Annotated in this window: 19 protein-coding genes; 12 read left to right on the top strand and 7 right to left on the bottom strand. The window is 68.9% G+C overall.

What is annotated here, in order from left to right:
• Window positions 1-3 precede the first annotated feature (3 nt).
• Window positions 4-1062, top strand: coding sequence for an NAD(P)-dependent alcohol dehydrogenase (locus tag AC07M9_RS12455; RefSeq protein WP_494884070.1), 1059 nt, complete (start codon window positions 4-6; stop codon window positions 1060-1062).
• 208 nt (window positions 1063-1270) lie between these two features.
• Here the strand turns inward: AC07M9_RS12455 and AC07M9_RS12450 are convergent, their stop codons facing one another.
• Both AC07M9_RS12450 and AC07M9_RS12445 read right to left on the bottom strand, forming a co-directional pair.
• Complete coding sequence (locus AC07M9_RS12450) at window positions 1271-2779, bottom strand: PepSY-associated TM helix domain-containing protein (protein ID WP_494884069.1); 1509 nt, start codon at window positions 2777-2779, stop codon at window positions 1271-1273.
• Complete coding sequence (locus AC07M9_RS12445) at window positions 2776-3348, bottom strand: hypothetical protein (protein WP_494884068.1); 573 nt, start codon at window positions 3346-3348, stop codon at window positions 2776-2778. The genes AC07M9_RS12450 and AC07M9_RS12445 overlap by 4 nt, the downstream gene beginning before the upstream one ends.
• Before the next feature lie 229 nt (window positions 3349-3577).
• On the opposite strand from AC07M9_RS12445, the gene AC07M9_RS12440 reads away from it, so the two are divergent.
• Window positions 3578-4942, top strand: coding sequence for an FAD/NAD(P)-binding protein (locus tag AC07M9_RS12440; RefSeq protein WP_494884067.1), 1365 nt, complete (start codon window positions 3578-3580; stop codon window positions 4940-4942).
• Between the two features lie 34 nt (window positions 4943-4976).
• Here AC07M9_RS12440 and AC07M9_RS12435 read toward each other — a convergent pair whose 3' ends face one another.
• A complete protein-coding gene (locus tag AC07M9_RS12435) occupies window positions 4977-5648 on the bottom strand; it encodes a peroxiredoxin-like family protein (protein ID WP_494884066.1) in 672 nt (223 codons plus the stop codon).
• 105 nt (window positions 5649-5753) lie between these two features.
• Entirely contained in the window at window positions 5754-6593 is an 840-nt protein-coding gene (locus tag AC07M9_RS12430; RefSeq protein ID WP_494884065.1) for a LysR substrate-binding domain-containing protein, read from the bottom strand.
• A 279-nt stretch (window positions 6594-6872) separates the two neighbouring features.
• Here AC07M9_RS12430 and AC07M9_RS12425 point away from each other — a divergent pair, with 279 nt between their 5' ends.
• The 7 genes from AC07M9_RS12425 (at window position 6873) to AC07M9_RS12395 (ending at window position 13517) form a co-directional block, all read left to right on the top strand.
• Window positions 6873-7655 carry an ABC transporter permease gene (locus AC07M9_RS12425; RefSeq protein ID WP_494884064.1) on the top strand — a complete coding sequence of 261 codons (783 nt, stop codon included), beginning with the start codon at window positions 6873-6875 and terminating at the stop codon, window positions 7653-7655.
• A 67-nt stretch (window positions 7656-7722) separates the two neighbouring features.
• Complete coding sequence (locus AC07M9_RS12420; protein ID WP_494884063.1) at window positions 7723-8517, top strand: ABC transporter ATP-binding protein; 795 nt, start codon at window positions 7723-7725, stop codon at window positions 8515-8517.
• Window positions 8514-9143, top strand: coding sequence for a cysteine dioxygenase family protein (locus AC07M9_RS12415; protein WP_494884062.1), 630 nt, complete (start codon window positions 8514-8516; stop codon window positions 9141-9143). Before AC07M9_RS12420 ends, AC07M9_RS12415 begins: the two co-directional genes overlap by 4 nt.
• Window positions 9140-10363 (top strand): rhodanese-like domain-containing protein, encoded by a 1224-nt coding sequence (locus AC07M9_RS12410; protein ID WP_494884061.1) that lies wholly within the window; start codon window positions 9140-9142, stop codon window positions 10361-10363. The genes AC07M9_RS12415 and AC07M9_RS12410 overlap by 4 nt, the downstream gene beginning before the upstream one ends.
• Window positions 10364-10388: 25 nt before the next feature.
• The gene (locus AC07M9_RS12405) at window positions 10389-11477 is read left to right on the top strand and encodes an LLM class flavin-dependent oxidoreductase (protein WP_494884060.1); all 1089 of its coding nucleotides are present in this window, start codon (window positions 10389-10391) and stop codon (window positions 11475-11477) included.
• Window positions 11478-11717: 240 nt separating this feature from the next.
• Complete coding sequence (locus tag AC07M9_RS12400; protein WP_494884059.1) at window positions 11718-12578, top strand: TauD/TfdA dioxygenase family protein; 861 nt, start codon at window positions 11718-11720, stop codon at window positions 12576-12578.
• A 3-nt stretch (window positions 12579-12581) separates the two neighbouring features.
• On the top strand, window positions 12582-13517 hold the full coding sequence (locus AC07M9_RS12395; RefSeq protein WP_494884058.1) for an ABC transporter substrate-binding protein: 936 nt from the start codon (window positions 12582-12584) through the stop codon (window positions 13515-13517).
• Between the two features lie 46 nt (window positions 13518-13563).
• Here AC07M9_RS12395 and AC07M9_RS12390 read toward each other — a convergent pair whose 3' ends face one another.
• From AC07M9_RS12390 to AC07M9_RS12380, 3 genes are all read right to left on the bottom strand, one after another.
• On the bottom strand, window positions 13564-15996 hold the full coding sequence (locus tag AC07M9_RS12390; RefSeq protein ID WP_494884057.1) for a PQQ-dependent dehydrogenase, methanol/ethanol family: 2433 nt from the start codon (window positions 15994-15996) through the stop codon (window positions 13564-13566).
• A 194-nt stretch (window positions 15997-16190) separates the two neighbouring features.
• Window positions 16191-16418, bottom strand: coding sequence for a DUF2171 domain-containing protein (locus AC07M9_RS12385; protein WP_494884056.1), 228 nt, complete (start codon window positions 16416-16418; stop codon window positions 16191-16193).
• A gap of 105 nt (window positions 16419-16523) precedes the next feature.
• A complete protein-coding gene (locus AC07M9_RS12380) occupies window positions 16524-16796 on the bottom strand; it encodes a DUF2171 domain-containing protein (protein WP_494884055.1) in 273 nt (90 codons plus the stop codon).
• 112 nt (window positions 16797-16908) lie between these two features.
• Between AC07M9_RS12380 and AC07M9_RS12375 the strand changes: the two genes are divergently transcribed.
• The 3 genes from AC07M9_RS12375 to AC07M9_RS12365 all read left to right on the top strand — a co-directional run bounded on the left by AC07M9_RS12375 (window position 16909) and on the right by AC07M9_RS12365 (window position 19238).
• The gene (locus AC07M9_RS12375) at window positions 16909-17382 is read left to right on the top strand and encodes a cupin domain-containing protein (protein WP_494884054.1); all 474 of its coding nucleotides are present in this window, start codon (window positions 16909-16911) and stop codon (window positions 17380-17382) included.
• Window positions 17383-17627: 245 nt separating this feature from the next.
• On the top strand, window positions 17628-18683 hold the full coding sequence (locus AC07M9_RS12370; RefSeq protein ID WP_494884053.1) for a ribonucleotide-diphosphate reductase subunit beta: 1056 nt from the start codon (window positions 17628-17630) through the stop codon (window positions 18681-18683).
• A 165-nt stretch (window positions 18684-18848) separates the two neighbouring features.
• On the top strand, window positions 18849-19238 hold the full coding sequence (locus AC07M9_RS12365; protein WP_494884052.1) for a hypothetical protein: 390 nt from the start codon (window positions 18849-18851) through the stop codon (window positions 19236-19238).
• The last annotated feature ends 55 nt before the right edge of the window (window positions 19239-19293 follow it).

Genomic DNA, 19293 nt, shown 5'->3' with positions numbered 1-19293 from the left:
TTCATGCAAGTCAAAGCTTACGGCGTCCAGACCGCCGACCGCCCGCTCGAGCCCATGCAGATCGAGCGCCGGCAGCCGGGTCCGCGCGACGTCGAGATCGAGATCGCCTACTGCGGCGTCTGCCATTCCGACCTTCACACCGCCCGCGCCGAGTGGGGCGGCACGCTCTACCCCTGCGTCCCGGGGCACGAGATCATCGGCACGGTCCGCAGCGTCGGTGCAGACGTGAGCCGCTTCCAGGTCGGCCAGACGGTCGGCGTCGGTTGCCTCGTCGACAGCTGCGGGCACTGCGGTTCGTGCAAGGAAGATCTCGAGAACTACTGCGAGAACGGCTGGACCGGCACGTACAATGCCCCGAGTGCCGACGCACCCGGCCATACTCTGGGCGGCTACTCGCAGGCGATCGTGGTCGACCAGCACTTCGTCCTGGAGATCCGGCATCCGCAGGAGCAGCTTGCCGCCGTCGCGCCGCTGCTCTGCGCCGGCATCACGACCTACTCGCCGCTGCGCCACTGGAACGCCGGGCCGGGCAAGAAGGTCGGCGTGGTCGGCATCGGCGGGCTTGGCCACATGGCGATCAAGATCGCGCATGCCATGGGCGCGCATGTCGTCGCCTTCACCTCGACCCCGGCGAAGCGCGCAGACGCTCTGGCGCTCGGTGCCGACGAGGCGGTGGTGTCGCGCGAGCCCGAGGAAGTCTCGGCCCATGCCGGCAGCTTCGACCTCATCATCGATACCGTGGCCGCCAGCCACGATCTCGACACTTACGTCAACCTGCTGCACCGCGACGGCACGCTGGTGCTGCTCGGCGTTCCTGACCAGCCGCATCCGACCCCCAACGTCGCCGGGCTGATCTTCGGCCGCAAGACGATTGCCGGTTCGCTGATCGGCGGCATCGCCGAGACGCAGGAGATGCTCGACTTCTGCGCCGAGCACGGGATCGTCTCGGACATCGAGATGATCGAGATGCAGCAGATCGACGAGGCCTACGACCGCATGGTGCGCAGCGACGTGCGCTACCGGTTCGTGATCGACAATGCCTCGATCGGCAAGGCCGGCTGAGCTAGTCGATGAAATGCCCCCGCGCGGCGCCTTCCGTGAAGGGCCGCGCGGGTGTGCCGGAACGATGATGGAAAGCACCGGCGCCCAGGCAGCAGCGACCGGTCAGGTGAGAATGCGGTCTGTCGTCGCCGCTTGACCACTCCCCCGTCGCTCTCGCGCAGGCGGGGATGACGGGTGTGGTGCCAAGATGGTTTGGGAGCCATCGGATTTAGGCTACAATCGGCGCCATTGCAGCCGTTTTGCGCCCTCGCAGGCTCAGCAGGAACGCCGTGCCCGACAGCGCGAGCACGCCGTCCACCGTCCACGCGGCCAGGTCCGGCCCGTCGGCTACCAGCGCATGGACCGCTGCGGTGAGGAGCAGCAGCACGCCGGTCAGCCCGCGTCCCGCCCTGGCGATGGACCTCACCGGCAACCGCACCGCGCTTGCCAGCACGACGAGCGTGGCCGCGCCCCAGACCGCCAGCGGCGGCGCCGTTCCCCCGGCAGGGGCGAGCACGGCGGCCAGCGCCGCCCCCGTCAGCGCCACTGGTTGGCCCCACAGCGTTGCCGCCCAGAGCCGCTCGAGGCCCGGCGCGGGTCTGCGCTTGTCGCGCCGTCGCGCGAGCCAGATCGTCACGCCGCCAGCTGCGAGATAGGTGAGCCCAAGCCCCAGCAGGGCATAGGCGATCTTCACCGGGCCGCCGCCGAACCAACCGAAATGGAGCTTGCCAATCGAACCGAGGATGCTTTCCCCGAGGTTGTTCCCGGCCGCGCGCTTGGAATGGTACAGCCGTCCGCTGCGTTCGAAGGCGAAGGAATCGGTGTCGGCGAGCTTGCGGCTGCCGCGCTCGACGTTGAACAGCGCGGCGCCGCCCCTCTCGGTTGGGTGTTCGAGCACGACGAGGCTGACGCGGCCGCCGGGCGCGAGGCGCTTCACTTGCGCGAACATCGGCGCGAGGTCGATGACAGGGGCGGGCCGGGGGTCCTCCTTCGGCTCGGCGGCGATGAACAGCGCGTAGACCTTGGCGGTGTCGCCCTGGAACAGCGCCATGCCCAGCACGCCGACGATCAGCGTCGTCAGCCCGAGCACCGCGCCGGTCAGCGAAAGCAGGATATGGAAGGGCAGGCCCCACACGCCGATGCGGTTGTGCAGGTCCGCCTCCTGCAGTCGCCGCGAGCCGCCGAGCCGCAGGTGGAACGCATCGCGCAGGATGCGCGGGTGCGCCAGGACGCCCGAGATGACCGAAGACAGCAGCGCCACGCCGGTCAGGCCGACGATGAACAGGCCCCAGGCCTGCGGCAGGTGCAGGTTGATGTGCAGGCGGGTGAGGAACTCGGTCCAGGGCGCCTTGCCGCTGGCGACGAGGCGGCCTTCGCGGTCCGCGAGCCACGAAGCCTTGCCCCCCTCGCTTTCGACGAAGACGGTCGCCAGCGGCAGGTCGGCGGCGGGCGGGGTGATGTAGACGTGCTCCACCCCGGCGCCGCCCCGGACGACGGCTTCTCCGAGCGCGCGCTGGACCGCCTCGGGCGAGAGCGTGTCGACGCGGGGGCCGCGCCCCAGTTCCCAGCGCTGGAATTCATGCGCGAAGACCGCGAGGCTGCCGGTCAGGCAGACGAGGTAGATGGCGGCGGCGAACGCGAGGCCCAGCGCGCTGTGGCCCTTGAGCACGGCGCGCACGAAGTCCGCGGGCACGCGCGCCAGCAGGGCCTTTCGGGGCGCCTTCTTCGGTGCGGTCATGCAAAGCCCCTGAGGATGGAGATGCCGAAACCGGCCAGCGCGGTGCCCGTCAGCACCGCCGCCGCGCGCAGGATGCGGGCGTCGGCGAGCGTCCAGGCCATCGCGCCGCCCCATACGGCGGGCACGATCAGCGCGCCGATGATGAGCCGGGTCTGGGGCTCCCCCGGCACCCAGACCGCATAGCAGATGCCCACGGCCATCGCCGCGATCATGCCGATCGGGCCAGCCAGCAGCCAGCGCAGCGTGGTGCGCCAGCGCGTCGTCGGCCGTTCGACCGGTTCTGGCGCGAGGCTGTCCCCGCCGCCGCGTCCGGCCCTGGCCGCGCGCACGCGGGCGCCGGTCGCGACGACCACGAGCGCGGCGAGCGAAAGTAGCGTGACGGCGGCGAACGGACCGCGCACCGGGCCCATGACCCATGCGGGCCACACCAGCGTGGCGCCGATCGCCGTCCAGCCCAGCGCCCGCCAGCGCGGCTTGTCGGCGGCCTTGGCCTGCCACGCGCGGCGCAGCGCCCAGCTTCCGGCTAGGCCGCCCGCGAAGATGAGGGACATGGTGAGCAGGTCGGTCATGGCGCTCAGGGACGCAGGCCCGGCACGCGGGCAACGAGAATGGTCAAGCGCATGGTGTTCCCCCAGTCGGCATCGGCCTATGCAAGAGACTATTGCGAGTCAATATCAACATTCTGATCGATGCGCTTGAGCTCCGCGCCCGCAGGACGCATATGAGGACAACCAATAAGAGCCTCGGTGCGTTTGCTGCTAGCCAGCCCCTGCCACCTCCACGGGAATGCCAGCCTCCATGACCAGCCGCAATGCCGCACAGGACCTGCCGATCGCGATCGTCGGCGGGGGTTTCAGCGGGACGCTCCTGGCCATCAACCTGCTGCGCTACGGCGTGAAGGTGGCGCTGATCGAGAAAAGCTCGGCGCAGCTCGCCAAGGGCGTGGCCTTCGGCACCCGGCGGCCCGAGCACCTGCTCAACGTGCGCGCCTCCAACATGAGCGCCTTTCCCGACGATGCCGGGCATTTCCTGCGCTGGATGAACTTTTCCGCAACCGACGAGGCCAATCGCTTCGTGCCGCGCCTGACTTACGGCGTGTACTTGCGCGACGTGCTGGTGGAGGCGCTCGGCAAGGCGGGCGGCAACGCGCAGGTCATCAACGGCGAGGCGATCTCGGTGGACTTCGCCGAGGACTCCGCGCGCCTGCACCTGGCCGGCGGGGACGTGCTGGAATGCCGTTCGGTGGCGCTGGCACTCGGCAATTTTCCGCCGGCTCCGCATCCGGTGCTGGAGGCGCTGCCGCACGCGCTCTACCGCCCGGACCCGTGGGACGCGGCGGCGGTCGAAGGCCTGGCAGGGCTCGACCATGTGCTTGTCGTCGGCAGCGGCCTGACGGCGGCGGACGTGGTGCTCTCACTGGAAAGCGCGGGCTTCGCGGGCAGGCTGACGGTACTGTCGCGCCGGGGCCTGAGGCCGCTCAGCCATGCGCCGAGCGGGCCGGCCGTGACGCCGATCTCGGACCCCGACAAGCGCGGCTCGGCGCTGGTGCGCGAAGTGCGCAGGGCGGCAGACGAGGTCGGCTGGCGCGCGGCGGTGGATGCGCTGCGACCGCATACGCAGAACATCTGGCGCCGCCATTCGGTGACCGCGCAGGCCAGCTTCCTGCGCCACCTTCGGCCCTACTGGGACATCCACCGCCACCGCCTCGCGCCGTCGGTCGCCGAGCGGCTGGAGGCGCTGGAGGCGAGTGGACGGCTGCGCTACGTGGCGGGCAGGCTGGGCCGCGCCGAAGTGCTCGAGGGCCGGGCGCTGGTGTCTTATCGGCCACGCGGCGAAGACGGCATGGCGCTGCTCGAGGTCGACCGGGTCTACAACTGTGCCGGGCCGGACTGCGATCTCACCCGCGTCGATGCGCCGATCGTGCAGGACCTCTTGGCGCAGGGCCTCATCCGCAGCGATGCCCATGCGCTCGGGCTGGACGTCGACCACCTCGGCCGGGTGCGCGATGCGGCGGGCGCAGTGCAGGACCGCCTGCTCGCGGTTGGCCCGATCACCAAGGGCGAGGCATGGGAAACCGTCGCGGTGCCCGATATCCGCCGCCAGGTCTGGGGCCTCGCCCGCTTCCTCGCCGACGCCCACTGGGTCGGCGGCGAGGGGTTGTGAGGGGCTGAACGAAGCTTGTGAGAAATACGACGACCTAGACTGCGGCGCCAGCCACCTTGCGCACCGGCTGCGGCAGCACGGCGAGGATCGCTCCGCTCTCGGTGCGCGCCAGCCAGTCCGGGCTGACGTCGAGGAAGCGGACCCGCGCATCCTCGTCCAGCACCAGAACGGCGGGCTTGTCGATCTCGTAGCTGTCGGTGCCGAGGGTCGCGCCGATCCAGCTCTGGCCGGGGGCGACCTCGGGCCGGTCCTCGGGGAGGAAAGTGATGCCGAGCGCGCGCGCCAGCGCGTAGCCGGGATCGCCCGCCACCGTGAAGCCGAGGTTGTGCCGCGCGACCAGTTCGCGGTCCACCGGCACTTGCGCGCTCACCGCGACCAGCCGCACGCCGCGCTGGGTGAGGGCAGGCAGCAGCGTCTCGTTGTAATAGGGCAGCGCGATGTTGCAGGCCGGGCATCCGCCAAAGCGGAAGAACACCAGCACTGCCGGGCCGTCCGCGAGTATCGCGTCGCGCGTGAGCTCGCGTCCGTCCTCATCGACGAGCGTGAACGGCGCCACCGTGTCGCCGATGCGGGGAAGGGCGGCCGCGTCCTGCCGTTCGACGAGCAAGCGGCGCTGGGCGGCGTTGCGCTCCAGCTGATCGGGGCTCCAGGTGCGCTCGCGCTCGGCCTGCAGGGCGGCGAAACGGTCGGTCAGGGTCTGGGTCATCTCTCGGTCCTCGTCCATGCGTATGATGGTCGAGGCTATGGGGCGGCCGGACTGGCGACCAACGAGAAGCCCTCGAAAAGCCTTGAGATTATCGAATAAGTGCGGTCAGCCGGGCAGTCCCGCGACCACCTCGCGGGCGAGCGCGGCGAGCTGGCTGGTCGGACCGTCGAGGCCCGGCGCGGTATGGAGGATGCACGAGACGTGCGGCAGGTCGGGCAGAAGGCCACTCTCGATCGGCTCGTCGCGCAGGAACAGGCCGGTGCGGCAGGTCAGGCCCAGCCCGGCATCGACCGCCGCGCGCAGCGTCGTCAGGTTGGGCGTCTCGACGGTGATGCGGTAGGACCGCCCGGCGTCCTCCAGAGCGCGGATCGCGGCCTCGCGGAAGCGGCAGGGGGTTTCAAGCACCGCCAGCGGCACGGTGTCGAGCCGGGCGAGGTCCTCCTTGCCGAACCACGCCATCGGCGCGGTCGCCACCGCCGCGCGGTCGTTGGCGGCGGCGAAGCCGAGCACGATGTCGAGCTGGCGGCGCTCGAGCAGGTCCATCAGCTCCGCGGTGCCGGCGACGCGCGAATAAAGTTCGGCCTCGGGGTGAAGTTCGGCGAACTGGGACAGCAGCCCGGTGAGCAGCAGTTCCGCGAAGTCCTGCACCATGCCGATCCGCGCGGGCCCGGCGAACTGGCCGTTGGTCACCGCCGCCACCGCCTCGTCGTGAAGGTCGAGCACCTTGCGTGCGTATTCCAGCATGAGGTCGCCGTGCGCGGTCAGCGCGAGGCGCCGCCCCTCGCGGTGGAACAGCGACTGCTGGAGCAGCTCCTCCAGCCGCTTGATCTGCAGGCTCAGCGCCGACTGGCTGACGAAGACCCGCTCGGAGGCATGGAGCATCGAGCCGGTATCGACGATCGCCACGAAGCTGCGCAGGAGGTTCGTCGGAAGATTTACGGGCATCAGGGGACTTTCACCGGAGGAACTGCGTCGGCACGTGCCATGAACCATGAGATATTCTCAATCAAAATAGTAGACATTTGAGGCCGACAAGCAATTCTGTTGCGGTGCGAGAACGACTTGCGCGGGTCGGCAACCGCCCCATTTCCGGCACCTACTGGCGTCACATGAGCGGGGGGCATGGTCAGTATAAGCATCGCGAATAGCCCGTCCAAACCTTCTCAATTGAATTAGTAGAGATTCGAGCGCCAGTTTCCGGTCATCGGCAAACGAGGTTCCCGAATGTCCCGACTGAAGCACCCGACCAAACCCTTGAAGGACGCCCGCTGGCTGTCGCCGCTGCTGCTGCTGGCGGTTCTGGAAGCGGGTTCGCGCAGCGGGCTGATCCCCGAACGCACGCTCGCCGCGCCGTCCAGGGTGCTGGCGACGCTCTACGGCATGGTCGTCTCGGGTGAGCTGGCGGACAACCTGTGGGTCTCGTTCCTGCGCATCGCGGCGGGGTTGGCGATCGGCGTGACCACCGGTGTGGTGCTGGCGCTTGTCGCCGGGCTGTCGCGTCGGGGCGAGGTCACTGTCGACCCGCTCATGCAGATCAAGCGCACGATCCCGACCCTGGCGCTGACCCCGCTGTTCATCGTCTGGTTCGGCATCGGCGAGACCCCCAAGATTGCGCTGATCGCCTTCGCCTCGATCTTCCCGGTCTACCTCAACCTCTACAGTGGTATCCGGGGCACCGACCTGCGCCTGCTCGAAAGCGCGCGCAGCCTCGGCCTCAGCCGGGCCGAGCAGGTCTGGCACGTCATCCTGCCGGGCGCGCTGCCCTCGCTGCTGGTGGGCCTTCGCTATTCATTGTCGATCTCGGTTTTGGTGCTGGTCGTGGCCGAGCAGATCAATGCCTCGGCAGGGCTGGGCTACCTCATCAACAACGCCCGCGACTTCATGCGCACGGACATCATCCTGGTGTGCCTCATGATCTACGCCGCGCTCGGCCTCGCCGCCGATGGGCTGGTGCGCGCGATCGAACGCCGCGCGCTGGTCTGGCGCCCCGAGATCGTGACAGCCTGAGCCCATGTCCCACCGCCCCGATCCCGTTTTCGAATTCATTGAAACGTCAACAGAAGGACGCGACCCCATGGACGCCCGACTGACCCAGTTTACCACCATCCCCTCGGCCCCCGCCAAACCTCAAGCCGTCGTGCGGCTGCGCGATTTCACCCGCACGTTCGGCGCCAACACCATCATCGCCGGCCTCGACCTCGAGATCGCCGCCGGTGAGTTCGTGGTGCTGCTCGGCCGCTCGGGCTCGGGCAAGACGACGCTGCTGCGCACGCTCGCCGGGCTGGACGAGGTGAAGGGGCAGGACGTGACGGTGCCGCAGTCGCGCGCCGTGGTGTTCCAGGACGCGCGGCTGCTGCCGTGGAAGAAGGTCTGGCGCAACGTCGCGCTCGGCCTGAAGAAGCGCGAGGCCCGCGCGGCGGCCGAGGACGCACTGCAGGAAGTCGGGCTGGGCCACCGTCTGGAAGCGTGGCCGCTGACACTTTCGGGCGGCGAGGCGCAGCGCGTGGCGCTCGCCCGCGCGCTGGTGCGCGAGCCCCAGCTACTTCTGCTCGACGAGCCTTTCGCCGCGCTCGACGCGCTGACCCGCCTCAGGATGCACGAACTGGTGCTGTCGCTGTGGCGCCGACACCGCCCGGCGGTGATGATGGTGACCCACGATGTCGACGAGGCGATCGCGCTGGCCGACCGGGTGATCCTGCTCGACCACGGCCGCATCGTCGCGCAGGAGCGCATCACGGCCGCGCGTGGGTCCGAGCGCGCCGGGGTGGCCGCCGGCCTGCGCCAGCGCCTGCTGGATGCGCTGGGCGGGACGCTGGCAGAGGACCACGCAGCGCACGTTGTCGCGCTCCACGCCGGGGCGCGCCCATGAACGCCCCGACGATTTTTCCCGGCACGGCCAGCGTGGTCGACACCGCGCCCCTGCGCCGCTTCGTCGGTGAGTTCGCCGCCCTGCTGGACCAGACCGGCGACCTCGATGTGATCCTCGAACGCGGCGGCGCGCTGCTCGCGCGGCTGGTCGCGCGCGACACTTGGCTGCCCGAGGAATACGCCCAGCCGCACCCCGAGCGCTATCAGCAGTACCTCCTCCACTGCGACAGCGCCGAGCGCTTCAGCGTGGTCTCCTTCGTCTGGGGACCGGGGCAGGCGACGCCGGTCCACGACCACCGCGTCTGGGGCCTCGTCGGCGTCCTGCGCGGCGCCGAGAAGGTGCAGAGCTTCGGTTTCCGGGACTACGACGGCGCCCTCGTCCAGCAGGGCGCCACGCGCGACCTGCTCGAAACCGAGGTCGAGGCGATCGACCCGCGCGAGGGCGACATCCACCGCGTCGAGAACGCGCATTCTGACCGCATCTCGATCTCCATCCACGTCTACGGCGCCAACATCGGCGCGGTCGAGCGCGCCACCTACCGCCCCAGCGGCGAGGAGCGGCCCTTCGTCTCGGGCTACGCCAACACCACCGTGCCCAACATCTGGGACGCATCGAGGAACGCATGAGCATCACCCCCCAACATGTCCGCAGCGCGTTGCTGGCCCGCCGCGAAATCGCGCTTATCGACGTGCGCGACGAGGCCGCCTTCGCCGGTGGCCACCCGCTGTTCGCCGCCCAGATCCCGCTTCCCCGCATCGCCGCCGAGGCCGCCTGGCGCATCCCCCGCAAGGACGTCGAGGTCGTGGTCTACGACGACGGCGAAGGCCTGGCCGCCTTCGCGGTGGAGGAGCTGCGCGGGCTCGGATTCAGCCATGTCGATGTGCTGCAAGGTGGCCTTAAGGGCTGGTTAGCAGCCGGTTACGAGCTGTTCGAGGACGTCAACAGCTACTCCAAGGCGTTCGGCGAACTGGTCGAGCACCGGCGCGGCACGCCCTCGCTGCCCGCGCCCGACGTGCAGGCGCTGATCGACGAGAAGGCCGACATCGCCATCCTCGACGCCCGCCGTTTCGAGGAATACGCGACGATGAGCATCCCCACCGGCCGCAGCGTGCCGGGCGCGGAACTCGTCCTGCGCGCGCCCGCCGCCGCGCCCGACCCCGACACCACGATCATCGTCAACTGCGCGGGCCGCACCCGCTCGATCATCGGCGCGCAGTCGCTTATCAACGCCGGGCTGCCCAACCGCGTCTTCGCGCTGCGCAACGGCACGATCGGCTGGACGCTTGCCGGACAGACGCTCGAACAGGGCCGGCAGGAAAGCGTCGAGCTTCCCGGCGACGCCGACGAAGCGCGCATTCGCGCCCGCGATGTGGCCTACCGCGCCGGCGTGCGCCGCATCGACGCCGCCGCGCTCGCCGTCCTCGCGGCCGAGACCCAGCGCACCCTTTACCGCTTCGACGTGCGCCAGCCCGAAGCCTACGCAGCGGGCCACCTGCCGGGCTTCCGCAGCGCGCCGGGCGGCCAGCTGGTGCAGGAAACCGACCACTTCGCGCCCGTGCGCGGCGCCCGCATCGTGCTCGCCGACGACCTCGGCCCGCGCGCCGACATGACCGCTTCGTGGCTCGCGCAGCTGGGCTGGGAAGTGCTGGTGCTCGAAGGCTTCGACGGTCCGACCGAAACCGGCCCCGACGGCGCCCCGCCGCCGCGCGGGCCCGATGGCCGCTACAAGCGCCCCTACGAGGGCACCGACAATCCGCAGGCCGCGATGCAGGCCTACCTCGACTGGGAATACGGCCTCGTCGCGCAGCTCGCGCGCGACGGCACCCACGGCTTCTTCGTCATCTGATCCCCCTCCCACGGAGTATCCCGCAATGACCGTCAAGTTCATCGGCTACATCGGCTTCAACGACACCTCGGAAATCCACAACGCCGCCCGCTCACGCGCGCTCGACCGCGCCTATGTCGATGCCGCCGCGATCGCGCAGGAACAGGGCGGGTTCGACCGCGTGCTGATCCCGTTCGGCTCGGCCTCGCCTGAAAGCCAGATCGTCGCGGCCCATGCGGCGGCGATCACCAGCAAGCTCGGTTTCCTCGTCGCGCACCGCCCCGGCTTCACCCAGCCCACGCTGGCGGCGCGGCAGCTGGCGACGCTCGACCAGCTTTCTGGCGGGCGCGTGGCGGTCCACATCATCACCGGCGGCGCGGACGAGGAAATGGCGCGCGACGGCGACGTCCACACGCTCAAGGCCGAACGCTACCTGCGCTCCGACGAGTACATCGAAGTCCTGCGCCGCGAGTGGAGCGAGGCCCAGCCCTTCGACCACTCCGGCCGCTTCTATGAGGCGCGCGGCGCCTTCAGCGCGATCAAGCCCGACAACCTGCCCGTGTTCTTCGGCGGCTCCTCGCCCGAGGCGATCGAGGTCGCCGGCCGCCATGCCGACGTCTACGCGCTCTGGGGCGAGACGCTGGAGCAGGTCGGTGAGGCGGTGCGCACCGTGCGCCACGCCGCCGCGCAGCATGGCCGCAGCCCCGGCTTCTCGCTCTCGCTGCGCCCGGTGATCGCCGACACCGAGGAAGCCGCCTGGAAGAAGGCCGACGCCATCGTCGAGCAGGTCCGCGCCAACCGCGAGGCCGCCGGCCTGCCGATCACCGGCCACCGCCCGCCCAACGCCGGCTCGCTGCGCCTGCTGGAGACCGCGCAGTCGCAGCGCCGCGACACGCGCCTGTGGACCGGCGTCGCGCAGCTTACGGGCGCGGCGGGCAACTCCACCGGTCTTGTCGGCACCCCCGAGCAGGTCGCCGACGCGCTGCTGGAATATTATGACATCGGCATCGACCACTTCCTCATCCGCGGCTTCGAGCCGCTCGCCGACGCCATCGACTACGGCCGCGACCTGATCCCGCTGGTGCGCGAGAAGGTGGCGCAGCGCGGGGAGCGCAAGGTCGCGCTGGCGAGCTGATCGCGCACCGTTCCTGCTTTCGTCATTCCCGCGAAGGCGCGAACCCAGCTGATGTCCTTTCCTGTTGAAGCGTCATCAGATGGGTCCCCGCCTTCGCGGGGATGACGGGTGTGGGTGGGGGAGGGTCGGAAATCCCGACCAACCCATTGGCAGAACTCACCTTTCCATCACTCCTTCGCATTGGTTGACCGCTTCGCCCGCACCTAGACTGGGGGCTCCAGAGAAGAGAGGAACACAGCAATGGCCACGTCCGCCACCACGTTCGACCTTTCCACCACCGGCCTGGTGATCCGCCCCGTCCAGCCCTCGCACGGCGCCGAGATCGAGGGGGTCGACCTGTCTAAACCGCTCACCGACGAACTGCGCGCGGCGATCCGCGCGGCGGTGCTCCGGTACAAGGTCGTGTTCTTCCGCGACCAGTCGCTCGACGATGCCAGCCAGGCCGCGTTCGCCGCCAACTTCGGCCCGCTCTACACCCACCCCACCACGCGGCACGACGCGGCGCACAAGGAAGTCCACGCGATCGCCGCGCAGTACGACCGCGAGTACGAGAAGAAGCTCGGCCGCAAGCTGAAAGCCGGCGACGCCTACCACACCGACACCAGCTGGCGCCTGGTGCCGACCTGGGGCGCGGTGCTGCGCGACGTGAACCTGCCCGAAGTGGGCGGGGACACCATCTGGGTCGATGCGAACCTCGCCTACGAGACGCTCTCGGACGAGCTGAAGCAGCGGCTCGAGGGCAAGTACGTGACGCATGACTTCACGGATTCACTGGAGCTGTCGGGCCACGAATACCCGATAGTGGCGCACAAGGTCGTGCGCACCCACCGCGAGACGGGGCAGAAGATCCTCTGGGTCAATTTCCAGCAGCAGCCGCAGATCCTGGGGCTCGAACTGGCCGAAAGCCGCGAACTGCTCGACGAAGTGCTGCGCCAGTACAAACGGCCCGACGTGCAGGCGCGGTTCTCCTGGCGGCCGGGCACGGTGGCGTTCTGGGACAACCGGGCGGCGGTGCACTATGCCGTGCGCAACTACGGCGATTTCCCGCGCGAGCTGCACCGTATCCTGATCGCCGACGAACCCCTGTGGACGGACCTCTGATTGATGATTGCAAGACGTAACCTGCTTGCCGGCTTGACCACGACCCTTGCGCTCGCCGCCTGCGGCGGGGGCAAGGGCGGGGACGCGAAGGTCCTGCGCGTCGGCAGCCAGAAGGGTGGCACCAAGTCGCTGATGCTGGCCTCCGGTGCGCTCGACGGCGCGCCCTATACGGTCGAATGGTCGGAGTTTCCGGCGGCGCAGAACCTGCTGGAGGCTCTCGGCAGCGGGGCGATCGACACCGGCATCGCCGGCGACGCGCCGTTCCAGTTCGCCTATCAGGCCGGAAGCCCGATCAAGGCGATCGGCGCGCAGGCCCCGCAAGAGCGCGAGCCCGGCGCCATTGCGCTGGTGGTGCCCGCGGCCTCGTCCATCCATGACGCCAAGGGCCTCAAGGGCCGCCGCATCGCCACCACGCGCGGGAGCGTCGGCCACTACCTGCTGCTGCGCGCGCTGCTTTCGGCGGGGCTGGGCGCGAAGGACGTGACCACCGTGTTCCTCTCGCCCAGCGACGCGCGCGCGGCGCTGCAGACCGGCGCGGTCGACGGCTGGTCGACCTGGCAGCCCTACGTCGCCGCCGCGCAGGCCGAGGGCGACCGCATCGCCGTTGATGGACGCGGCCTTGCGCAGGGCTACGGCTTCGACATCGCCCACGACAGCGCCATTGCCAGCAAGCGGCCACTGCTGGACGACTTCCTCAGGCGCGAGGCCAGGGCGCTGGAATGGGCCAACGCGCACATCGAGGCATTTTCCAAGGTCCTCGCCCACGAAACCGGCCTGCCGCTGCCCATCGCGCGCGAGTTCGCCGGGCGCGGTGGCCGCGTGCCAGTGCCGATCGACGCGGCGCTGGTCGCGCGCCAGCAGGTGGTGCTCGACACCTTCCGCCAGTTCGGCGAGGTGAAGGCGGACCGGCCGCTCAAGGACGCCTTCGTCCTGACTTGACCGTGGTCCCCGGCCTGACCGGGGACGATGGGCCCTTGGCCGCGCGCTACGGCTTGACGCCCGTCACCGGGAACGTCCCGAAGGGCCCGTTGGCATTGTCCCCCACCAGCTCGCCGCCGCGCACGGTGACGTCGTAGCTGACGGTGATCGGCATGGGCATCGAGGCCTTGCCCTGGAAGTTCGCGCGCCCGTCCTTGACCGCGCCCGCGACGTCCACGCTGCCCTGCTCGGCGACGACCTTGCCGGTCACCACGTTGCCCACGACCTTCAGGTCCATCACCGCCTTCTGCGCGCCGACCGGCGACTGGATAGTGATGTTCCACTTGCCGGCGAAGTCCTGCGGCCTGGCATTACTGGCTTTCGCCGCCTTCGCCTTGTCGATCAGCGCCTGCGCCTCGGCAGGGGCGGCCTGGGCGCGGGCGCGCAGGTAGAACCGCATGGTTTCCAGCTCTTCGTCGGTGAAGGCCGGGAAGGGCGGCATGCCGTTCATCTTGAGGCCGCCGTCCTTGACGATCGCCTTGAAGGTCGCGGCGTCGGTGATCACCGGCGAATAGCGCAGGTCCGGCGCAGCGCCGCCACCGACCGCGTTCCAGCCGTGGCAGACCAGGCAGGCGCGGGTGCCGAACAGCATGGCGCCGGCCTGGGCGCGGGGAAGGTCGGGCTTGAAGTCCGGGTCCGCAGGCGGCGTGAGAGCGGGCATCTCGTAGGGCGGGATGGTGTCCTTGCCGTCCAGCGCGAAAGTCAGCACCCGGCGCGGCAGGCGGTAGTCGGTGCGGAAGGCGGCGAGGCCGGGCGAGTTGATCCCCGCGCCGTTGCCGCCGTTGCCGGTGATGACGGTCACGTACTGCCTGCCGTTCACGCGGTAGGTGATCGGCGCGCCGACGATCGGGCTTTCGGTCTTGAAGGACCACAGTTCCTTGCCGGTCTTGGCGTCACGCGCCACGAATTTGCCGTCGACCTGTCCCTGGAAGACGAGCCCGCCGGCGCTGGCCATGACGCCGCCGGGCCAGTTGCCGGGCAGGTCGACGCGCCAGGCCTCGGTCTGGGTGACCGGATTCCAGGCCTTGAGGTAGCTCCTGTGGCTGCCGGGCAGTTCCACTTCGGGCAGCAGGGTCACGCCCATGCCCGCGGTGATCTCGCCGCCGCCCTTCTGGCCGTCCCCGATGAGGGCGCCATTGTCGAGCACGGGGATGTAGACGAGGCCGGTGAGCGGGCTGTACGCCTGCGGCATCCACGAATGCGCGCCGGTCGGCCCGGGCCAGAGTTCGAACAGGCCCGGCTTGCCGTTGTAGCGGATGCCGGGGTTCTCGACCGGGCGGCCGGTCTTTTTGTCGATATGGTCGGCCCAGGTGACCTTGGCGATCTTCTCGGCCGAGATGAATTGGCCGGTCGCGCGGTCGAGCACGTAGAAGAAGCCGTTCTTGGGCGCCTGCATCAGCACCTTGCGCTCCTTGCCCTCGATCTCGAGCGTGGCGAGCGTCATGTCGGTGGTGGCGGTGCAGTCCCACTGCTCGGCGGGGCAGATCTGGTAGTGCCATTTGTATTCGCCGGTATCGACGTTGACCGCGACGATCGAGGCGATGAACAGGTTGTCGCCGCCGCCGGGGCTGCGCTTCTGCTGGTTGTAGGGGAAGCCGTTGCCGAGGCCGAGGTAGACGAGGCGCAGCTCGGGATCGTAGCTGAAGGCGTTCCACGCGGTTGCGCCGCCGCCGCGGCGGGTGCCGTCGGGATTGTTCCACCCGCTCGGCCAGGTCTTGCGCATCACGGCCTCGGCCTTTTCGTTAGCCTTGGTCACCGGGTCGCCCGGCGTGGTGTAGAAGCGCCAGGCGAGCTTGCCGGTTTTCGCATCGTAGGCAGAGACGAAGCCGCGCGCCGGGCTGATGTCGGCGCCCCCGAAGCCGACGATGACCTTGCCGCCGAACACGCGCGGGGCGCCGTTGGAGTTGCGCGGTGACGGGTCGGGATAGTCGTAGGTCTTCCACGCTTCCTTGCCGGTCTTGGCGTCGAGCGAAATCACGTAGCCATCGGTGGTGACCAAGAAGACATGGCCCGCATCATAGGCTATACCCTTGTTTCCCCACGACATCTGGAGCGCCGAGGTGGCGCGCTCGCGGGTGCCGCCGTCGTATTCCCACAGCTGCTCCCCGGTCACCGCGTCGAGCGCACGGATGTGCGAGTGGCCGCTGGTGAGGAAGACCTTGCCTTCGGCCATGAGCGGGGTGGAGGCGGTGTAGCCGGGCTCGAGGTCGAAGTGCCAGGCGAGCTTGAGGTTGGCGACGTTGCCGGTGTTGATCTCATCGAGCGGGGAATAATGGGTCTCGCTGCCGGTGCGGCCCCAGCTGGGCCACTCATCGGGATCGGCGACCATGGCCTCCTCGATCGGCTGGGCGGGGCGGTTGCAGGCCGCAAGGCCGAGGGACAGCGGCACCAGCGCGGCCAGCGCCAGGCGCAGCGCCGCCTTCCGGTAATGTGCGACCACGTGTCTTCCCCTCGCTCAGCTTCTTTTCGGCGCTGGCGTAACATTCGGGCAAGGGCTTGGGAAGAGATGCTGGCTATGGTGTATCATATAAAGCGAGGCATCGCGGCAGGGATGGACACGAAAACCCCGGCCTCCCGCAAAGGTGGCCGGGGTCCCGGGAAGCCATCCGCCTTGGCGGACTGCTCCTGATCAGGTCAGTTGGCGCCGACGCCCATCGGGATCGGCGTGCCTTCCTTGAGGTACACGCGGTTGTCCTCGATCTTGTCGACATTCTCGAAGGCGATGTAGTGGTGGGCGCCATCAGCGCTGTCGGTGCGGGTCAGCTTGATCTGATCGTCCTTGACGTCATCGACCGTGCCGACATGCTGGCCGGTGCTGGTGGTGACTTCCATGTGCTCGCGGATGCGCAGTTTCTCGAACATGATGTGCTCCAGTCAATTGGGGGGGTATGATGGTGTAACGGCGGCCGGAGCGCTTTCGTTCCTGCGTTCGTCCCGTTTGCGCATCGCTTCGTGGAGACGGTGCGATCAGGGCTGCGCGCCTAGACCGAACGTGGCATCGCCGCGGCCCTGCAGGAGCACGGCGCCGTCGCTGACGCCGTCGATCTGGGTGATGAGGATGAACGAATCGCGTTTGCCCTCCGCGTGCTCGGCGAGCAGGACTTCCTCGCCCTCGATGCCGGCCACCGTGCCGAGCACGGTGCCATCGGTGTCGATCACCTTCATGCCCTTGCGGATCGTGCCGACCTGCGTCGTCCAGGCGGTTTCGGAATCGTTCGGTTGCGTGGATGGGCTGGTCACGGGAATACTCCGGTCTCGATGGGGGCGCAGCCTTGCGGCCCTTCGCATGCAACAATGCCCCGCCGGGCCGGGCGGTTCCTGCCGAGGACGGGGCTTCAGGGGAGAGCGAGACATGGCTTCCACGGACTATCGCCGCGTGGTGGCTGGCATCGGCGCGGACGGGCGCAGCTGCGTCGTCTCGGACACCGGGGCGCAGGTGCTGGGCCTCGGCAGCATGACGATCGCGCAGATGTGGACCGGGCGGCTTGATGCGCAGGCCAACAGCGCCGCCTCGATCGAGGCCTCGACCGGGCCGTTCCGCTTCGAGCAGCTGGCCGAGCCGGCCTATGCCTTCATGGTCGCCGAATACGGACCGGGCCTTGGCCGCGACGATCCGGGGATGCATTTCACGGATACCGCCGACCACTTCCATGTCGTCTCGGGCGAGGTGGTGCTGGTGCTGGAAGCGGAGGAAGTGGTCCTCAAGGCAGGCGATTCCGGGGTCTGCCGGGGCGTCGTCCACGGCTGGCGCAACGACGGCGAGACGGCAGCCAAGGTCGTGACGTTCGTCCTGCCGTCGACGCGGGCGGGCTCCGCGGGAACATAGCGGGACCGGCACAAGGGGTTGGGGCTGCGCGTTTTTCCTTGCCCCCACATACAGCTGTGTAAAAGTGATTCTTGCCCTCCCATTTGGGCAAATCTTGACTATCTCTGGTGTCTCCGCCTGAGCACGCGCCGGATCACGGAGCCGCTCGGGCGACACCAGATTCCCGCCGAAACTCGCACCGACCCCATGGGCCGGGCCGAGTCGCCGGCAGCGTCGTAGATCGAATCACCGGAGCTAAGCGCCTCATGCCCCTTCTCGAAGCCCGCAAGACCTACAAGCCCTTCGAATATCCCTGGGCCTACGACTTCTGGAAGATCCAGCAGCAGGTCCACTGGCTGCCCGAGGAAGTGCCGCTGGGCGAGGACTGCCGCGATTGGGCGCAGAACATCTCGGAGCACGAGCGCAACCTGCTCACGCAGATCTTCCGCTTCTTCACCCAGGCCGACGTCGAGGTGCAGGACTGCTACCACGAGAAGTACTCGCGGGTGTTCAAGCCGACCGAGATCAAGATGATGCTGGCCGCCTTCTCCAACATGGAGACGGTCCACATCGCCGCCTACTCGCACCTGCTCGACACCATCGGCATGCCCGAGAGCACCTACGGCGCCTTCCTCGAGTATTCCGAGCTGAAGGACAAGCACGACTACCTGCAGAAGTTCGGCGTCGACAACGACGAGGACATCGCCCGCACCCTGGCGATGTTCGGCGGCTTCACCGAGGGCGTGCAGCTGTTCGCCAGCTTCGCGATGCTGATGAACTTCCCGCGCTTCAACAAGATGAAGGGCATGGGCCAGATCGTCTCGTGGTCGGTCCGCGACGAATCGCTGCACTGCGAAGGCATCATCCAGCTGTTCCACACCTTCTGCGCCGAGCGCGGCTGCCTGACCAAGGCGGTCAAGGACGACATCGCCGACCAGTGCCAGACGACGATCCGCCTGGAAGACAACTTCATCGACCTCGCCTTCGAGCTGGGCCCGGTCAACGGCATGACCGCCAAGGACATCAAGCGCTACATCCGCTACATCGCCGACTGGCGCATGACTCAGCTCGGCCTCAAGCCGATCTACCTGATCGAGGACCACCCGCTGCCGTGGCTCCAGCCGCTGCTCAACGGCGTCGAGCATGCGAACTTCTTCGAAACCCGCGCGACGGAATACTCGAAGGGCGCCACCCGCGGCGACTGGAACACCGTGTGGACCAACTTCGATTCGCGCCGCAAGGTGACCAAGGCCAACGACGAAAGCCCGATCGACGACGGCAGCGAGCCTGGCCTGTTCGGCGAAGGCGTGGCGGCCGAGTGACGCCGCCGCCGCCGTCCCCGCCCGCGCGGGGATGGCGGCCTATATTGTCTCGTCGCCGCCAGCGGGCGGTTCGTCGACTCCGGGAAACGGTGTTCGGGCGTTCAGCAACCGGACACCGTCGCCACGCATTCTCCCGTGGATATCGAATTCACCGGAGAGCAGGCGATGAACCATACGATCCTTCTGCTGAGCGCCCTTGCCGCCTTCGGCGCAGGCCAGCCGGCGCTCGCGCAGGAGGCCCAAGTGGCCGCAGGTACGCCCGCCGCGGCGCGGGCCATGGCCAATCCCGACGTCGTGACCGTGCGCAACGTCACCCGCACCGAACTGGTGGCAGGCCTGCCGATCCTCGAGGATGGGGGCGCGACGATCGGCACCGTGGCGCGGCTCGCCGGCAACGACGTGATCCTGAGCTCCGGCGAGAACGAGTACCGCCTGCCGATCACGCAGGTCTTCGCCTATACCCAGGACGGCGTCGATCGCTTCGCCAGCCGCACACCCCGGTCCGCGCTGAAGCCCGAGGCGGGCGCTGCCGTCGCGGTGAACGGCAACCGCTGACCTCGCTCTGCGGGATCGTCACGGCTTGCGGAGGGCGCGGGGGCGGGGCATCCTG

The organism is Novosphingobium sp. GW821-FHT09E05 (assembly GCF_059416165.1).
The sequence above is the reverse complement of the archived record's forward strand: the minus strand, read 5'-3'. Positions and strand labels throughout refer to the sequence as shown.

What these genes read in the sequence shown, in the direction of transcription:
- AC07M9_RS12455 (WP_494884070.1), top strand. Translation starts at nt 4, where the DNA reads ATGCAAGTCAAAGCTTACGGCGTCCAGACCGCCGACCGCCCGCTCGAG.
- AC07M9_RS12450 (WP_494884069.1), bottom strand. Translation starts at nt 2,779, where the DNA reads ATGACCGCACCGAAGAAGGCGCCCCGAAAGGCCCTGCTGGCGCGCGTG.
- AC07M9_RS12445 (WP_494884068.1), bottom strand. Translation starts at nt 3,348, where the DNA reads ATGACCGACCTGCTCACCATGTCCCTCATCTTCGCGGGCGGCCTAGCC.
- AC07M9_RS12440 (WP_494884067.1), top strand. Translation starts at nt 3,578, where the DNA reads ATGACCAGCCGCAATGCCGCACAGGACCTGCCGATCGCGATCGTCGGC.
- AC07M9_RS12435 (WP_494884066.1), bottom strand. Translation starts at nt 5,648, where the DNA reads ATGACCCAGACCCTGACCGACCGTTTCGCCGCCCTGCAGGCCGAGCGC.
- AC07M9_RS12430 (WP_494884065.1), bottom strand. Translation starts at nt 6,593, where the DNA reads ATGCCCGTAAATCTTCCGACGAACCTCCTGCGCAGCTTCGTGGCGATC.
- AC07M9_RS12425 (WP_494884064.1), top strand. Translation starts at nt 6,873, where the DNA reads ATGTCCCGACTGAAGCACCCGACCAAACCCTTGAAGGACGCCCGCTGG.
- AC07M9_RS12420 (WP_494884063.1), top strand. Translation starts at nt 7,723, where the DNA reads ATGGACGCCCGACTGACCCAGTTTACCACCATCCCCTCGGCCCCCGCC.
- AC07M9_RS12415 (WP_494884062.1), top strand. Translation starts at nt 8,514, where the DNA reads ATGAACGCCCCGACGATTTTTCCCGGCACGGCCAGCGTGGTCGACACC.
- AC07M9_RS12410 (WP_494884061.1), top strand. Translation starts at nt 9,140, where the DNA reads ATGAGCATCACCCCCCAACATGTCCGCAGCGCGTTGCTGGCCCGCCGC.
- AC07M9_RS12405 (WP_494884060.1), top strand. Translation starts at nt 10,389, where the DNA reads ATGACCGTCAAGTTCATCGGCTACATCGGCTTCAACGACACCTCGGAA.
- AC07M9_RS12400 (WP_494884059.1), top strand. Translation starts at nt 11,718, where the DNA reads ATGGCCACGTCCGCCACCACGTTCGACCTTTCCACCACCGGCCTGGTG.
- AC07M9_RS12395 (WP_494884058.1), top strand. Translation starts at nt 12,582, where the DNA reads ATGATTGCAAGACGTAACCTGCTTGCCGGCTTGACCACGACCCTTGCG.
- AC07M9_RS12385 (WP_494884056.1), bottom strand. Translation starts at nt 16,418, where the DNA reads ATGTTCGAGAAACTGCGCATCCGCGAGCACATGGAAGTCACCACCAGC.
- AC07M9_RS12375 (WP_494884054.1), top strand. Translation starts at nt 16,909, where the DNA reads ATGGCTTCCACGGACTATCGCCGCGTGGTGGCTGGCATCGGCGCGGAC.
- AC07M9_RS12370 (WP_494884053.1), top strand. Translation starts at nt 17,628, where the DNA reads ATGCCCCTTCTCGAAGCCCGCAAGACCTACAAGCCCTTCGAATATCCC.
- AC07M9_RS12365 (WP_494884052.1), top strand. Translation starts at nt 18,849, where the DNA reads ATGAACCATACGATCCTTCTGCTGAGCGCCCTTGCCGCCTTCGGCGCA.